Genomic DNA, 15,927 nt, shown 5'->3' on the forward strand with positions numbered 1-15,927 from the left:
GCTGGCCCCTCCCCCGCCCGGTTTTGCCCGGTCGAGGCAGGTTCAGTCAATGATTGCCCATTTCAGGCGAGCTGCAGGATCCGGGTTCAGGCGAGTTTGGTTACCTGGTAGGTGTGGCCGGCCGCGCGGAGTCGCTGTATGAGCACGTTGCCGAGTGCGGTGGCCGGTGTCAGCGACCCTTTAGCGGTTGGCAGCCGGTCACCGTCGAGGGCAAGAGCGAGTGCAGTCTCCCCTGCCATCACGGCGGTGGCGGCATAGCCGGGATCACCGGGGCCAGCAGCAATCGCCTGGTAACGCTGGCCGTCCTCGGTGCGGGCGGTCACCTGGGAGTGGAACCAGCCCGCGCGCTGCGTGCTGATGCTCGGACCCGTACCCGGTGCCGGAAGAAAGCGGTCGAGGACCTTCCGGGTGGGCGGGAAGGCCATCGCGCCCGTGAATGCCCGAAGCCCGAGTGCCATTGCCCCGGCGAGGACCGCTCCTGCCGGTCCGGGGGCCACCCCCATCACCTCGCCGTACTGAAGGGAGCGGCCGTAGGCCCAACCCTGCAATGCGTTGCTGCGGCGCACTATCCGGGTGTTGACGGGGGCCATGATGAACGGCGCGGTCCAGGTGCCGTCAGCCGAACGGCGCGCAGGACCGGCGTCGGGTGGCTGTGGTGTTGTCGGCTCCCGGGTGCGGTCGGGGCTCAGAGCGTAGGGGTCCGCGGCTAGTGACCTCAGGGCGGTGCTCGATCGCACCGCGTCGAGCTGCCCGCGCATCGATTCGAGCGTGCCTCCGCTGAGGCCGCCCTTGGCCTTAGCAACGAGTTGGACCTCGGCTAAACCGCCAGCGCCATCGGCTTCTGCGGCCTGGTGAAGCAGCAGTACGGCGAGGTCGGACGGCACGGAGTCGTAGCCGCAGGAGTGCACGATCCGTGCCCCGGTCGTCCTGGCCAGAGCGTCGTAGCGATCGATCGCCTCCCGGATGAAGGACACCTCACCGGCGAGGTCGGCGTAGTGGGTACCGGCCCGGGCACAGGCCTCGACGACGGGCAGTCCGTGTTTTGCGTATGGACCGACGGTGGTGAAGAGCACGCGGGTGTTCGCAGCCAGGGCGGGGATTGAGTCTGCATCCCCCGAGTCGGCTTCGATGAGGGCCCACCCGTGCGCCGCGGCCGGCAACTGCGACCGAACCGCCTCGAGCCGGGACGAGGACCGGCCCGCGAGTCCGACTCGCATACCGGCCGGTGCATGCTCGGCGAGGTAGGCGGCGATCAGTCTGCCAACGAAACCCGTCGCCCCGTAGAGAACGAGGTCATGTTCCCGAGATGAGGTGTCCATAACTGCAGCCTTTCACAGCGGCAACTCCAAGCTGACACACGGCTCCTTGCCTTGGTCCGCAGAATGAGGTCCCCACCAGTTCCGACCCCGTGATCAGTCAGCACGGGTTTGCCCCGCCGCGGCAGATTGAGGGAATACCATTCTTGGCTCTTGAGTAGGACTCCCAATAGACAAAAGAATCACGCATCTAACGCAGGAAGTAGTGGCAGGACCAGCCCCCGTCAGAGCGACTAGGTTGCCGCCACCGTGAAGAGCCTTCGTTGATGGATGTGCTTCAGGCACCTGCGTATTGAGCAGGGACGTTGGCTTCAACTGCAGCGTTTAGTTCCTGAAGGGTCGGTGGGTTCGCTCCCGGGCGCTGCACGGTGATGGCCGCGGCTGCAGCTGCGGTGTGTCCAAGCTGCTCCAGGACAGCCGGGGCGAAGCCTTCGGTTCCTCGGGTGAGGAAGCCCAAGATCAGTGCTGACATGTAGGAGTCCCCAGCGCCGATGGTGTCTGCAACTGTCGTCTTCACGGCAGGGATGCTGATGTTAGAGTCGGCGGAGGTGAATTGTGAGCCTTCGGCGCCCTTGGTAATGACGGTCAACCGGGCGCCCAGTCCGAGGATATGTGCTGCGGTTTCGTCCAAGCTTTTCCGGGGGTAAAGCCACTGCGCGTCCTCATCGCTGAGTTTGACCACGTCCGTGAGGGCCACGAGGTCTTCGAAAATGGCTTTCGCTTCCGTGTGGCTGCCGAGCAGGGCCGGCCGGATGTTGGGGTCGTAGGTGATCATGCAGTGTCGGTGGGCCTGTTCGATCAGGGCTTTTACGGCGCTGGCACCAGGGCTAAGGAACGTGGCGATGGATCCCGTGTGCAGGATTTTCGGGAAGTACGCGGGCGGCGTGGGCCCAAGATCCCATGAGATGTCGAACTCATACGTGGCGGAGCCGTCCGGTGCGAGGGTTGCTGTTGCCGACGGTGTCCGGGTGAGGAACTTGGAACCGGGCAGAAGTGTGACGCCTGCGCTGTGGAGATGGTTTTCGATCGCGGTTCCGCGGGCATCAGGGGCGATGGCCGTGAGCAGACCTGTGGTGACGCCGAGGCGGCCGAGTCCGTAGGCAACGTTGGCCGGCGAGCCGCCCGGGTGTTCCACCTGGCCGTGGGAGGTGGTGACCACGTCGGTCAGCGCTTCGCCTACGACAGTGACGTCAAGCGTCCGGTGAGCGTCTTGCCGGGCTGTTGTGAGGTAATCCATGGTCTGTCTCTCGTGAGGAGCTAATCGTGTGGGGGCTGTTCAAGCGACGTCAGTCCGCGGACCGGGAACCCGGTGCGCGGACTGACGTCGGGGCAAGCAATTGTTCAGGCGGTGGCTGCACCGGTCATGATCGCAACCGCATCGGTCATGTTGTGGGATTGTGGTGTGATGGTGGCCGCGCATTTGCCGAGGCGCTGGATGTGGATTCGGTCCGCCACGTCGAACACGTGGGGCATGTTGTGGCTGATCAGGATGACCGGCAGGCCGCGGTCCCGGAGGTCGCGGACAAGCTGTAGGACCTGGTTGGATTCGCGTACGCCCAGGGCCGCCGTGGGCTCGTCCAGCACAACGACCTTTGAGCCGAAAGCAGCCGCACGGGCAACGGCGACAGCCTGGCGCTGGCCGCCGGAGAGGTTCTCCACCGGGACGGTCACGTCCTGGAGTGTGGAGATACCGAGCCGGGTGAGCTCGTCCTTGGCTTTGCGGCGCATGCCTTTGGTGTCCAGGACACGGAAGACACTGCCCAACAGGCCGGGGACCCGCTCTTCCCGCCCGAGGAACAGGTTTGAGGCCACGTCGAGTGCCGGCGACACCGCGAGGTTCTGGTACACCGTCTCGATGCCGTGGGCGCGGGCGTCCTGCGGCCGCTTGAAGTGCACTGGCTGTCCTGAGACGAAGAGTTCCCCGGAATCCGGGACTTCTGCTCCGGTGAGGCATTTGATCAGGGTTGATTTGCCTGCACCGTTGTCGCCGATGATCGCCAGGACCTCGCCCGGGTACAGGTCGAGGCTGACGCCGTCAAGGCCGACGACCCGGCCGAAGGTCTTGACGAGGTTCCTGGCTTTCAGGATGGGCTCACGGGTGGCGGTGTGCGGGGCTGCTGGTTCTGTCATGGTCATGACTTGACCTTTCGGATCCACTGGTCGATGGACACAGCGAGGATGATCAGGACGCCGACGGCGAGGGTCTGGTACAGAACGTCCAGGCCGGCGAGGGAGAGTCCGTTGCGGAACACCCCGACGATCAGGGCGCCGAGGAGTGTTCCCCAAACGGAGCCGCGGCCGCCGAAGAGGCTGGTTCCGCCGATGACGACGGCGGTGATGGAGTCCAGGTTCAGGTCAACACCGGCGTTGGGGCTGGCGGCGTTGGTGCGGCCGATCTGGATCCAGGCGCCGATGGCCAGGACTGCGCCGGCGGCGAGGTAGACGCTCATGAGGACTTTGTTCACCGCGATGCCGGCCAGGCGGGCGGCTTCCTTGTCATCGCCCACAGCGTAGACGTGCCGGCCCCAGGCGGTTTTGCCCAGGATGAAGGCGATGGCGATGTAGAGCAGGAGCATCACGACGACGCCTGTTGAGATACGCACCGGCCCTACGGGGAAGGTGCTGCCGGTCCAGGTCAGCAGGTCCGGCATGGCCGAGCCGCGCACGGTCGCTCCGTTGGAGTAGAGCAATGTCAGGGCGATGAAGATGTTCAGCGTGCCCAGGGTGACGATGAAGGGTGGGAGCCGGAACCTGGTGACCAGGAATCCGTTCAGGGCTCCGGCGGCGAGTCCCACGATGAGGCCTGCGAGCAGTGCTACAGGGCCGGGCAGTCCGTTGTTGACGGCGAGCTGGGCTACGACCATGGAGGAGAGGATCATGACGGCTCCGACGGACAGGTCGATGCCGGCTGTGAGGATGATGAGTGTCTGGGCGATGGCAAGGGTGCCGACGACGGAGACCTGCTGGGTAATCAGCGAGAGGTTTTCGACCCGCAGGAACCTGTCATTGAGGAGGCCGAACACGACCACGGCGATGAGCAGGACCAAGGCGGGGCTGACGGCGGGGTAACGGTGGAGGATGTTTCGGATGCGGCTAAGCGGTGTCTGGCGGTCAAGGAATTCCTCCGCCAGGTCGGCATGCCCTGCGCTGGGGGGGCCGGCGGTCTGTTGCTGGGTCACGGTTGGTCCTGATCTTTGGTGATAGTTGCTGGCGTGTAGCTAACGCGGGGGTTGTGCCCCGGGGAGGCCACAGCGGTGCGGCCTCCCCGGGTGCATGGCCGGGGTTCTACTTACCCCAGCAGATTCCGGAGGCTTCGGTGGTGGTGATGCTCTTGACGCCGTCGGCCGGCTTGTCGGTGACGAGTTCCACACCGGTGTTGTAGAAGTCCAGGCCCGGTGAGTTGGCCGGCTTTTCACCGGTCTTGGCCAGGTCCACAATTGCTTTGACACCGAGCTCGGCCATCTTGACCGGGTACTGCTGTGCCGTGGCGCCGATGACGCCGGACTTGACGTTGTTCACGCCAGCGCAGCCGCCGTCGATCGATACGACCAGCACGTCCTTTTCCTTGCCGGCTGACTTCAGGGCCTCAAAGGCGCCCGCAGCGGCGGGTTCGTTGATGGTGTAAATGACGTTGATGTCAGGATTGCTTGACAGGAGGGTTTCCATGGCCGTGCGGCCGCCGTCCTCGTTGCCCTGCGAGGCCTGGTTGCCGACGATTTCGTAGTCGCCGCCCTTGCCGCCGGTGTACTTTCCGGTTTTGGCCTCATCGCCGTTCTTCTTCTTATCCGCAGTGTCGATGCCCAGGCCCGTCAGGAAGCCCTGGTCGCGGTTGTAGTCAACCGAGACAATCTTGTCGTCGAAGAGGTCAACGAGCGCGATCGTGGCCTTCTTCCCGCCCAGCTGAGCGGCGGTCCACTTGCCGATCAGCTCGCCCGCGGCGAAGTTGTCGGTGGCGAACGTGATGTCGGCAGCGTCCGCAGGGTCCGGCGGGGTATCCAATGCGATGACGAAGAGGCCGGCGTCCTTCGCCTTCTTCAGCGCGTCGACCACCGAGGGGCCGTTGGGTGTGATCAGGATGCCCTTGTCGCCCTTGGAGATGGCGTTTTCGATGGCCTGGATCTGCGTATCCTCATCGCCGTCAGCCTTGCCCGCCGCGAGTTTGAGGTCTACACCGCCGGCCTCCGCGGCCTTCTTCGCACCCTCCTGCATCGAAACAAAGAACGGGTTTGTCGTGGTCTTGACGATCAGGGAGACGCCGACTTTTTCATCTGACGTCCCTTCGCCGGCACCTGGCGCGGTGGAACTTCCTCCACAAGCCGAAAGGCTGAGCGTTCCCAAGGTAAGGGCCGCTCCTGCCGCAAAGATGCGGGTGGACGTTGCAAGGGGGGACTTGGAACTCAACATTGAATCTCCTGGTGTTTGAGGCCTCCATGGCCTCGACAACGATGTCATACCGAGGTAAGCAGGATCACACGTTAGAGTCAATAGGAAAAGAACGAGAAGGAGTTACTTTCTTGACAACGATGTCTGATCGTTACCAGCCACCTCTGTCCCCGACGCGGCCCACGATGCGTCACGTGGCGGCACTCGCGGGTGTGGGAATCAAAACCGTTTCACGAGTGATCAACGACGAGGCTGGGGTATCCGAGGCCACCCGGCAAAAGGTGCTCGATGCCATCGCGCAGCTCAACTACCAGCTGGATGTCACAGCCGGCAGCCTCCGCCGAGCGGGCAGAAGGACACTCTCGGTTGGCCTCCTGCTGCCCAGTGTCTCCAACCCGTTCAGTGGCGAGATACACCGGGCCATGGAGGATGCGCTTGGTGCCCGGGGAATAGCCGTATTCGCCGCCAGTCTCGACGATGACCCTCGGCGGGAGCAAGCCATCATCGCAGCTTTCCTGGGCAGGCGGGTCGACGGCCTTGTCCTGACACCGATCGCTAAAAACCAGGCATATATGATCCCTGAGCACTCCAGAAACCTGCCAATGGTCTTTATTGACCGCGAGCCGGCAGGGGTTGAGGCAGATGCTGTGGTCACTGACAACGCAGTGGGCGCGGCCAAAGCGGCCGCACATCTGCTGACGCACGGACACACCAAGTTGGCCTACCTGGGCGACCGCACAGACATTCAGACCGCGCGGGAGCGCCGGCGAGGCTTCCTTGAGGAGGTCGGCAGGGCAGGAATTCCAACCTCCGCACTACCCGTCATCGATGATCTTCATGATGAGGAAGCAGCGAGGCATGCAGCCCTTGGACTGTTGAGTTCCGAGGATCCTCCGACGGCAATTTTCTCCAGCCAGAACCTCGTCACCTTCGGAACGATGCGTGCGCTGAGGGAGCTTGGCGTACACAAGCGCGTTGCCCTTGTCGGTTTTGACGACTTCACGCTTGCCGACATGATGGACCCCGGGGTTACGGTCATCGCTCAACACCCTGACCGGATCGGCGTTATGTCGGCCGAACGACTTCTGGCCAGAATCGATGGCGACGATCAACCTCCGCGGACCTACATTGTCCCCTCCGAGCTCATCCAAAGGGGATCCGGCGAAATTCGCCCGCCGGCATAACCCCTTCTGAAAAACTTCACCTCTGCAAAACCAACCTGAAGAGAGATCATGGCCAAAACCCTGTATGCCGAGTTCACCGTCAAAGCCGGCAGTGAGGCCCGCGTTGCCGAAATGATGGTCGAATTGACCCAGCACGTCCGGAAGGAACCAGGCAACGAACTGTTTCTTCCGTACACCCGCGAAGAGAATCCCCGGGAATACTTCGTCTTCGAGGTCTACCGGGATGAAGCCGCGTTCCAGGAGCACATCAACGCCGACTACGGAGCCAGGTTCAACGAGGAACTGACCCGTCACATCGAAGGTGACGCGTCGGAGCTGACCTGGCTCAACCCGGTCGTATAGCCCAGCTAGAACAGCGGCCATAGGGTAGGCACCACCTAGGGTTTCCTCAAAGCCGCCGATTCATACGCCTCAGCCCCCGTCCTGCGGACGCGGGGCTGATCGTCGTCCCATGCCCCGCGCCGCCATCAGACTCAAGAAAATCGGCCTCAAAATGACCGTTGACTTGTCCGATAGACATTCTTTACAGTCCAACGCATTGGCTGACAACGTTGTCTACTGGCTAGACACGCGCAATGAAGGGCGACACAAGCAAAATGAAACAATCCACAATGCGGAGCACGCGCAGCGTCTCAGCACTGACACTGGCCAGCCTCTCGCTCGCCGCAGCACTGGCCGGCGCCATGCCCGCGTCCGCCGCCGAACTCGGGGATGAGCAGCACCGGCCGGCTATCCACTACACGCCGGAAAAGAACTGGATGAACGACCCCAACGGGCTCGTATTCCACAAGGGCGTCTACCACATGTACTACCAGCACAACCCCTCCGGGAACACTTGGGGGAACATGTCCTGGGGCCACGCCACGTCCAAGGACCTCGTCCACTGGGAGGAGCAGCCCCTCGCAATTTCATTTGACGCGCAGGAGGATGTCTTCTCCGGCAGCGTGGTCGTGGACAAAAACAACACGTCCGGACTCGGCACCGCGGAAAACCCGCCCCTGATCGCGATCTACACAAGTGCCTACAAGGAACCGTCCCCGTACCGCGGCCTGCAGGCCCAGTCCCTGGCCTACAGCCTGGACGACGGCCAGACATGGACCAAGTACGACGGCAACCCCGTCCTGAACCGGAACTCACCCAACTTCCGCGACCCGAAGGTCTTCTGGTACGACAACCCGGCCGGCGGAGGCTACTGGGTCATGACCGCGGTGGAATCGCAGGAGCACAAGGTTGTCCTCTACAAGTCCGACAACCTCAAGGACTGGACCGCACTGAGCGACTTCGGGCCCGCCAACGCCACCGGCGGGCAGTGGGAATGCCCCGATCTGTTCCCCTTAGCTGTTGACGGTGACCCGAACAACGTCAAATGGGTCATGATTGTCAGCATCAACCCCGGCGGTGTCGCTGGCGGCTCTGCGGTCCAATACTTCGTGGGCAACTTCGACGGCACCACGTTCACCTCCGAAACCACCAAACCAGCCGCTGCCCCACCCGCCGGAACAGTCCTGGCCGGATTCAACGACGGAACCTACAACGGCTGGACAACGAACAACGAACCGGGCAACTGGAAGAATGGCCCCTTCGGTGATGCCCCAGCGACCGGTTCCTTGCCCGGCCAAAGCCCCGTAACCGGATTCGGCGGCAGCGGACTGATTAACTCCTTCAATGACGGGGACTGGCCCCTCGGTTCCATGCAGTCACCCACATTCACCGTCACCGACGACTACCTGAACTTCCTCGTGGGCGGAGGCAAACACCCCCATGTCTCCGACAAGCTGGACAATAACCCGCCCGAGGGAGAGCTCAAGTTTGAAGGCTTTGAGGTTCCCGAGGGAACTACGCTGGCCGATGCCGGCTGGGCCGGCACAGGAGACCTGACCCCCAATTTCCAGCCAGCCACCAGCGGCGGGGACTATTACATCGGCGCCAAACGGATCAACACGTTCGAAACAGGTACGGTGCCCGGCGATGACCGCCAAGGTACCCTGACATCACCCGAGTTCCCCATCACGAAAAATTTCATGAGCATGTTGGTAGGAGGCGGCAACCGCTCCGCGGACTCCGGACAGACCCTCGCAGTTGAACTGCTCATCAATGGCAACGTGGTCCGCTCCCTCGCCGGCAACAACTCCGGGTTGCTGAACTGGAAAGGCTGGGACGTCTCCGAATTCGCCGGGCAGAACGCCCAACTGCGTATCGTTGACCAGGCTACCGGCGGGTGGGGACACCTGACCCTTGACCACGTCATGCTCACCGACACTGCCGCTGTTCCCAGGTCCGATGAAGAAACAGTGAACCTGGTAGTAAGCGGACAGGTGGTCCGTACGGCCACAGGCAACGACAGTGAGAACCTGGACTGGGCATCATGGGATGTCAAGGAATTCGTTGGCCAGCAGGCACAAATCAAGGTCGTGGACAACAACCGGTTCGGCTGGGGGCACATACTCGCGGATGAGTTCACAGCTAGCCCCGCGCCAGCGGCGTCCCGCCTGGAGTCCTACGATTGGCTGGATTACGGACGGGACTACTACGCCACCGTATCCTTCGCCAACATGCCCGACGACAAGCGGATCATGCTGGGCTGGATGAGCAACTGGGACTACGCAAACAACACCCCAACCAACCCTTGGCGCAGCGCCATGGCCCTCCCCCGCGAAGTGAAACTCACCCAGACCCCTGACGGCCCCCGCCTCGCCCAAAGCGCCGTAAAGCAAGTGGAACAGCTGGGAACGAAGGTCACCTACAGCGATAAGAAGGGCGGCCCGATTTCCGCAGGCACGCACCCGCTGCCTGCACAGTCGGCAGGCCAGGTGCAGCAGGTGGACATCACCTTCGCCCCCGGGACCGCAACAAAATCCGGTATCACCGTCCTAGGCGACGGAACCTCCTCCACCGTCATCGGCTACGACGCCACGACCGGCAAGATGTTCGTTGACCGCACAAACTCCGGCAACACCACATTCCACCCGGCCTTCGCATCCATCGAGGACGCCCCCGTCACGGTAGATAAGAACGGCAACATCACCATGCGGATCTACCTTGACCGCTCATCTGTGGAGGTATTCGCCCAGAACGGGCTGAAGACCATTACCGACCAGGTATTCCCCAACCCGGGAGCCGACAAGATGGCCCTCTTTGCCGAAGGCGGTACCGCCCAGCTCAAATCACTCACCGTGACACCGCTGGAAAAGGCAATGTTCCTCCCCGAGAAGAAATAGCACACACGCTTGACCAGCTCACCTGCGAGCTGGAGCTGAAGGGACTGGGTTCGGTAATACACCGGGCCCAGTCCCTTCAGCTTTTCAGGTGTAACAGACTCCTCGACAGTGCCCGATCCGCCCCCGCCAGGGACCGGCTCCAAATCACACCTTGAAGTACTTCGCCTCCGGGTGGTGGAACACAAACGCGTCGGTGGACTGTTCGGGGTGCAGCATCAGCTCGTCGCTGAGGACCACGCCCATGCGCTCGGGCTTCAGCAGCTCCGTCACCTTGCGGCGGTCCTCCATGTCCGGGCACGCGGGGTAGCCGAGCGAGAACCGCGCACCGCGGTAGTCGAGCTTGAAATACCCCGCTGTGTCCTTGGGCTCCTCGGCGGCGAAGCCCAGCTCCTTGCGGATGCGGGCATGCCAGAACTCCGCCAGCGCCTCGGTGAGCTGCATGACCAGGCCGTTGAGCTCGTAGTAGTCGCGGTACTGGTTGGCGGCGAACATCTTGGCGGTGAACTCCTCGATCCTCGAGCCGGCGGTGACCAGCTGCACCGGCAGCACGTCAATCTGGCCGGATTCGCGGGACTTCACAAAGTCAGCCAGGCACAGGTGCCGGTCGCGGCGCTGGCGCGGAAAGTTGAAGCGCAGCCGGTCGCTGCCGATCGGGCCGCCTGAACCGCCGTCGGGGGCGAGGAGCCCCGCTGTGCCCAGGACGCCGTCGCGATCCTCCCCGTGGTGCAGCACCACCACCTGCTCCCCCTCGGAAACCACCGGGAAGTAGCCGTAGGCGACGGACGCGTCCAGCATGCCCTCGCCGAGGATGCGGTCCAGCCAGTAGCGCAGGCGCGGCCGGCCCTCGCGTTCCACCAGTTCCTCGTAGGAGGCGCCGTCCTCGCCGCGGCCGGGCTTGAGGCCCCACTGCCCCATGAAGGTGGCGCGCTCGTCGAGGAACGCCGAGTAGTCGTGCAGCGAAACGCCGCGGACAATGCGCGTGCCCCAGAACGGCGGCGCGGGCACTGGGTTGTCGGAGGCGACGTCGGACCGGCCGGGCATTGCCTCCGGCTCCGTCACAGTGAACTTCGCGCCTCCCTTGTGGATGCGCTTCTTCAGCGGCGGCAGGCCGACGTCGTCCGGCGATTCGCCGCGGGCCAGGCGGACCAGCGGCTCCATGAGGGACAGGCCCTCGAAGGCGTCCTTGGCGTACCGGACCACGCCGTCGAACTGCTCCGCCAGGTCCTGCTCCACGTAGGCGCGGGTCAGTGCTGCACCGCCGAGGATCACAGGCCACTTCTTGGCCAGGCCGCGGGACTGCAGCTCCGCAAGGTTTTCCTTCATCACCACGGTGGACTTCACCAGCAGCCCGGACATGCCGATCACGTCGGCGTTGTGCTGCTCGGCTGCGGCGATGATCTCGGCGATGCCCTGCTTGATGCCGATGTTGACCACTTTGTAGCCGTTGTTGGTGAGGATGATGTCCACCAGGTTCTTGCCGATGTCGTGCACGTCGCCGCGGACGGTGGCGATCACCATGGTGCCCTTGCCGGAGGAATCCGACTTCTCCATGTGCGGCTCGAGCAGGGCGACGGCGTTCTTCATCACCTCGGCGGACTGCAGCACGAACGGCAGCTGCATCTCGCCGGCGCCGAAGCGCTCGCCCACCACCTTCATGCCCTCGAGCAGGTGGTCATTGATGATGCCGAGCGGGGTCATGCCCTCGCTGCGCGCCAGGTCCAGGTCTTCTTCGAGGCCCTTACCTTCGCCGTCGATGATGCGCCGTTCCAGGCGCGCGCCCGTGGGCAGCGCGGCGAGTTCGGCCGCGCGCTGGTCCTTGAGCGCCGCGGTGTCGACGCCGGCGAACATGTCCAGCATGATGGCGAGGGGGTCGTAGGTGGTGTTGCCCTCGGCGTCGTATTCGCGCTTGTCCCAGACGAGGTCCAGGGCCACCTTGCGCTGTTCCTCCGGCAGGGAGGCGAGCGGGACGATCTTGGCGGCGTCGATGATGCCGCTGGTCAGGCCCGCCTGCACGGCCTCGTGCAGGAACACGGAGTTCAGGACGATGCGCGCTGCGGGGTTCAGGCCGAAGGAGACGTTGGAGACGCCGAGCGTGGTGTTGATGCCGGGGTACTTGGCGGTGATCTGGCGGATGGCCTCGATGGTTTCGATGCCGTCCCGGCGGGTCTCTTCCTGGCCGGTGGCGACCGGGAAGGTCAGGGCGTCGACGATGATGTCCTCGACGCGCATCCCCCATTCGCCGACCAGGGCGTCGACGAGGCGTGAGGCGATGGCCACCTTGCCCTCGGTGGTGCGGGCCTGGCCCTGTTCGTCGATGGTCAGGGCGATCACGGCGGTGCCGTGTTCCTTCACGAGCGGCATGATCCGCGCGAAGCGGCTGTCCGGGCCGTCGCCGTCCTCGTAGTTGACGGAGTTGACCACAGGGCGGCCGCCGATGTGTTCCAGGCCGGCCTGCAGCACGGGCGGTTCGGTGGAGTCGATGACCAGCGGGAGGGTGGAGGCCGACGCGAAACGCGAGACGACCTCCTTGATGTCCGCCACGCCGTCGCGCCCCACGTAATCGATGCAGACGTCCAGCAGGTGCGCGCCGACGCGGATCTGCTCGCGGGCGATGTCCACGCAGTCGTCCCAGCGCTCTTCGAGCATGGCCTGGCGGAACGCCTTGGAGCCGTTCGCATTGGTGCGTTCGCCGATGGCGAGGTAGGAGGCGTCCTGGTCGAAGTTGACGTGCTGGTAGAGGGAGGCGACGCCGGCTTCGCGTTCGGTGGGGACGCGGGCGGGCTGTGCCTTGCCGTCCCCGGTGGCGGCCGTGTTGGTGCCTCTGGCGGCGTTGCGGAAGGGCGCAAGGCGTTCGACGACGGCGGCCATGTGTTCCGGCGTCGTACCGCAGCAGCCGCCCACGAGGCCCAGGCCGAATTCGCGGACGAACTGCTCGTGTGCGGTGGCGAGTTCGGTGGGCGTGAGCGGGTAGTGCGCGCCGTTGGCGCCGAGGATGGGCAGGCCGGCATTGGGCATGCAGGCGATGGCCACGGAGGACTGCTTGGAGAGGTGGCGGAGGTGCTCGCTCATCTCGTCCGGTCCGGTGGCGCAGTTCAGGCCGATGGCGTCGACGCCGAGCGGTTCCAGGGCGGTGAGCGCGGCGCCGATTTCGGAACCCATGAGCATGGTTCCGGTGGTTTCGACCGTCACCTCAACGAAGATGGGGAGCCGGATGCCGCGGGTGACGATGGCCTGCTTGCAGCCGTTGACCGCGGCTTTGGTCTGCAGGAGGTCCTGGCTGGTTTCGATGAGGAAGGCGTCCGCGCCGCCGTCGATGAGGCCCTCGGCCTGCAGGGCGAAGGTCTGCTTGAGGTAGTCGTAGCTGGTGTGGCCGAGGCTGGGGAGCTTGGTGCCGGGGCCCATGGAGCCGAGGACCCAGCGCATCCGGCCGTCTGTTTCTTCGGCTGCTTCCGCGCGTTCGCGGGCGATCTTCGCGCCTTTAAGGGCGAGTTCTGCGATGCGGTCGTCGATGCCGTAGTCGGAGAGGTTGGACCAGTTGGCGCCGAAGGTGTTGGTCTCGACGGCGTCGATGCCTGTGGCGAAGTACGCGTCGTGGATGTCCGCGAGGACATCCGGGCGCGTGTCATTGAGGATCTCGTTGCAGCCCTCGAGGCCCAGGAAGTCCTTCTCCAGCGACAGGTCCCGGCCCTGCAGCATGGTGCCCATGGCGCCGTCGGCAATGACCACCCGGTGGTTCACGGCGTCCAGGAGTTCCTGCGAACGGGCAGGGCGGGGCACGGACTCAATATCAAGCGCAAAACGAGGCATCTAAACAGGTTACGTGTGGGGGCCGGAACGTTGCGCTGTGTGTCCGTGTACTACGAGGGGGTGGGGACCTTTCTCCTAAGATCCTTCACTCAAGCCCTGCCTCCGGTTGATGTCTTGGCGGAAGACCGAGAATGGACCTTGTGTGTAAAGCTGCGGCCAAGAGGGGACTCCTCAAGGCTACCGGCGCCCTGGCTGCCCCCGTCCGGTTCTTCTTGGCTGGCCGAGGCGCTGCGTTGCGCAACGGGTGCCCGAGGCTATACATGAAAGTCAGCGCCCTCGCTTAGTTCCAAACCTCGTCGTATGTCCCACTCGGGATTCGATGAGTAGTGCTAGAAATCCCTCAGAAACTGAGACTACAGATATCGCGATGTCGGCGTCCGACGTTCGGTCTAACTGCTGGGTTTAAGTTCCTGCACGACCGGTGACTTGGGATTGACCTTGCGCCGCTCGTCCGGTCGCCACGAGGACCATCTCGCCAAGGGCGTCTCGCGTCTCTTCCCGGCTTATCTTCTTACTAACAGGAACCAGCAAAGCGCCGCCGCCCAAATCCACAAAGTTCTCGGCTCGGCGAATTCTTTTGAGTGCATCCTCAGGGCTCTCGTTAACGCGCGCTTTCCGCAATCTCTTGCGCCACAACGACGTGCTCACAACTGCCTCCTTAGCCTTCGTTTGGCCAGTCTACGGCCTTTCTGCTTCTTACGCTTTAGGAAGCGTTTTATCTGGTTGGCACCGTTTTTCAGGCATGACGACGCTGCCTTGAACCCGGCTATGACCAATGTTGCGCCACGAGCTATAGCTCTCGGGGCATTCCACAAATAGGCGAAGTAGCTGACGACCGCAAGCAGCGTCCCACCAAAAGCTGCTTCCCATGCGATCTCCCAAGCCTCAGGAGTAAGCGGGACAGCAGCGGCTGTGGCGAGCACTAGCAGCACTATCGTGCAGTACATAAGGACAAGTCTTAGGGGCTTGAGCAGCAGGGCCACTGCGTCATGCTCCGGAGACCTAGCCATCCAGGATAGGAAGAGCGCTGGCCCTATTAGGAGCACAGATGCCGATTGCGAGGGGACCTTGAACTCTTGGGTCACAACAGCGACCCAGTCCCATTTTTCGGCAAGTCCTACGGCAACCAATCCACTGACAACTGCTAGCCCCAGCCGCGTGAAGCTATGGATACCGGGACCGGCGGGAATCATCTCGATGAGAACCTCTCCCACTGACGTTCGTTCGGCCGCAGCCAACGCGACGTGTGCAGTGGACCGCTCTCCTTCGGGCGTATCAACCTTTGTATCAAGCGCTCCATCGTCGACTAAGTCGACGACTCGCAACTCGCGGGCACACAAGCCTGTGGGGACCGTGACCTCTATGTGCTGGCTGCGAGCAAATCCAATGTCCGGAATTATCATCCTGGTCGCGGCGACGTAGTTACCCTCATCGAGGATGGGGAGATCACTGTCGTACGCGAATTTAAGCACGCAGCGCGTCCCAACAAAATCCTCTTTAACCTCCACTACGAGGAGGAAGTGGTCAAGAAAGCTTAGGGCAAGCCGGCCGAAAGTTTCTAGATAGGCGGTTCTACCCGAATTTTCCGGTGCTTGCTGAAGTGCCTGTAACCACTTGATAAAGTTTTCACTCGCAGCTCTGCGCTTTTCCTCATTATCCTCACCTGTTTCTGGGGCAGGGGCGAAAACGATGTCCTGGAGAACGTCTTGCTGTATACGAGAGGAGGTGGAATCCTGGGAAAAGTCGGGGACCAATGCCTCCAACATCTCCACTGCCAATCTCGTATTTTTCCAAGCGCCGAAAACCGGCAGCGGGTGGCCAGCTGGATCCTCTGTACTCACCTTGCGGAGGGTGCCTTTTTCAATTAGGGCCAAAGGTACGAGGACGCGCTCCTCAGACCCGTCAATCCTGTACTCGACCGGAACTTCGACATCGAAGGAAATTGCTCGACGGGTTGTGCCCTCTGAACCCAGCGTCAGGGCGTCCACGCGCCTGTGTACCCAGCTCTTGGAGTCTAGG

General features: G+C 63.2%; 10 protein-coding genes. 3 read left to right on the forward strand and 7 right to left on the reverse strand.

Annotation, left to right across the window (positions count from 1 at the left end; translation table 11 throughout):
• Positions 1-86: 86 nt before the first annotated feature.
• The 5 genes from SMD14_RS17605 to SMD14_RS17625 all read right to left on the reverse strand — a co-directional run bounded on the left by SMD14_RS17605 (position 87) and on the right by SMD14_RS17625 (position 5,720).
• The gene (locus SMD14_RS17605) at positions 87-1,319 is read right to left on the reverse strand and encodes a saccharopine dehydrogenase NADP-binding domain-containing protein (protein ID WP_321214491.1); all 1,233 of its coding nucleotides are present in this window, start codon (positions 1,317-1,319) and stop codon (positions 87-89) included.
• Positions 1,320-1,593: 274 nt separating this feature from the next.
• Positions 1,594-2,553, reverse strand: a complete 960-nt coding sequence (locus SMD14_RS17610; RefSeq protein ID WP_321214492.1) for a carbohydrate kinase — start codon at positions 2,551-2,553, stop codon at positions 1,594-1,596.
• Between the two features lie 104 nt (positions 2,554-2,657).
• Positions 2,658-3,452, reverse strand: a complete 795-nt coding sequence (locus SMD14_RS17615; protein WP_321214493.1) for an ATP-binding cassette domain-containing protein — start codon at positions 3,450-3,452, stop codon at positions 2,658-2,660.
• A complete protein-coding gene (locus SMD14_RS17620; RefSeq protein ID WP_321214494.1) occupies positions 3,449-4,495 on the reverse strand; it encodes an ABC transporter permease in 1,047 nt (348 codons plus the stop codon). Before SMD14_RS17620 ends, SMD14_RS17615 begins: the two co-directional genes overlap by 4 nt.
• 106 nt (positions 4,496-4,601) lie before the next feature.
• The gene (locus SMD14_RS17625) at positions 4,602-5,720 is read right to left on the reverse strand and encodes a substrate-binding domain-containing protein (protein WP_321214495.1); all 1,119 of its coding nucleotides are present in this window, start codon (positions 5,718-5,720) and stop codon (positions 4,602-4,604) included.
• Between the two features lie 164 nt (positions 5,721-5,884).
• On the opposite strand from SMD14_RS17625, the gene SMD14_RS17630 reads away from it, so the two are divergent.
• The 3 genes from SMD14_RS17630 to SMD14_RS17640 all read left to right on the forward strand — a co-directional run bounded on the left by SMD14_RS17630 (position 5,885) and on the right by SMD14_RS17640 (position 10,101).
• Positions 5,885-6,883: a LacI family DNA-binding transcriptional regulator gene (locus SMD14_RS17630; protein WP_321216301.1), complete on the forward strand. Its 999-nt coding sequence runs from the start codon at positions 5,885-5,887 to the stop codon at positions 6,881-6,883.
• A 48-nt stretch (positions 6,884-6,931) separates the two neighbouring features.
• A complete protein-coding gene (locus SMD14_RS17635) occupies positions 6,932-7,225 on the forward strand; it encodes an antibiotic biosynthesis monooxygenase (RefSeq protein ID WP_321214496.1) in 294 nt (97 codons plus the stop codon).
• A 254-nt stretch (positions 7,226-7,479) separates the two neighbouring features.
• Positions 7,480-10,101, forward strand: a complete 2,622-nt coding sequence (locus SMD14_RS17640) for a GH32 C-terminal domain-containing protein (RefSeq protein WP_321214497.1) — start codon at positions 7,480-7,482, stop codon at positions 10,099-10,101.
• Between the two features lie 144 nt (positions 10,102-10,245).
• Here SMD14_RS17640 and metH read toward each other — a convergent pair whose 3' ends face one another.
• On the reverse strand, positions 10,246-13,908 hold the full coding sequence (gene metH, locus SMD14_RS17645) for a methionine synthase (protein WP_321214498.1): 3,663 nt from the start codon (positions 13,906-13,908) through the stop codon (positions 10,246-10,248).
• A 644-nt stretch (positions 13,909-14,552) separates the two neighbouring features.
• Positions 14,553-15,896: a hypothetical protein gene (locus SMD14_RS17650; RefSeq protein ID WP_321214499.1), complete on the reverse strand. Its 1,344-nt coding sequence runs from the start codon at positions 15,894-15,896 to the stop codon at positions 14,553-14,555.
• Positions 15,897-15,927: the final 31 nt, after the last annotated feature.

Origin of the sequence: Pseudarthrobacter oxydans (assembly GCF_034258515.1) — a bacterium.
Lineage (GTDB): Bacteria > Actinomycetota > Actinomycetes > Actinomycetales > Micrococcaceae > Arthrobacter.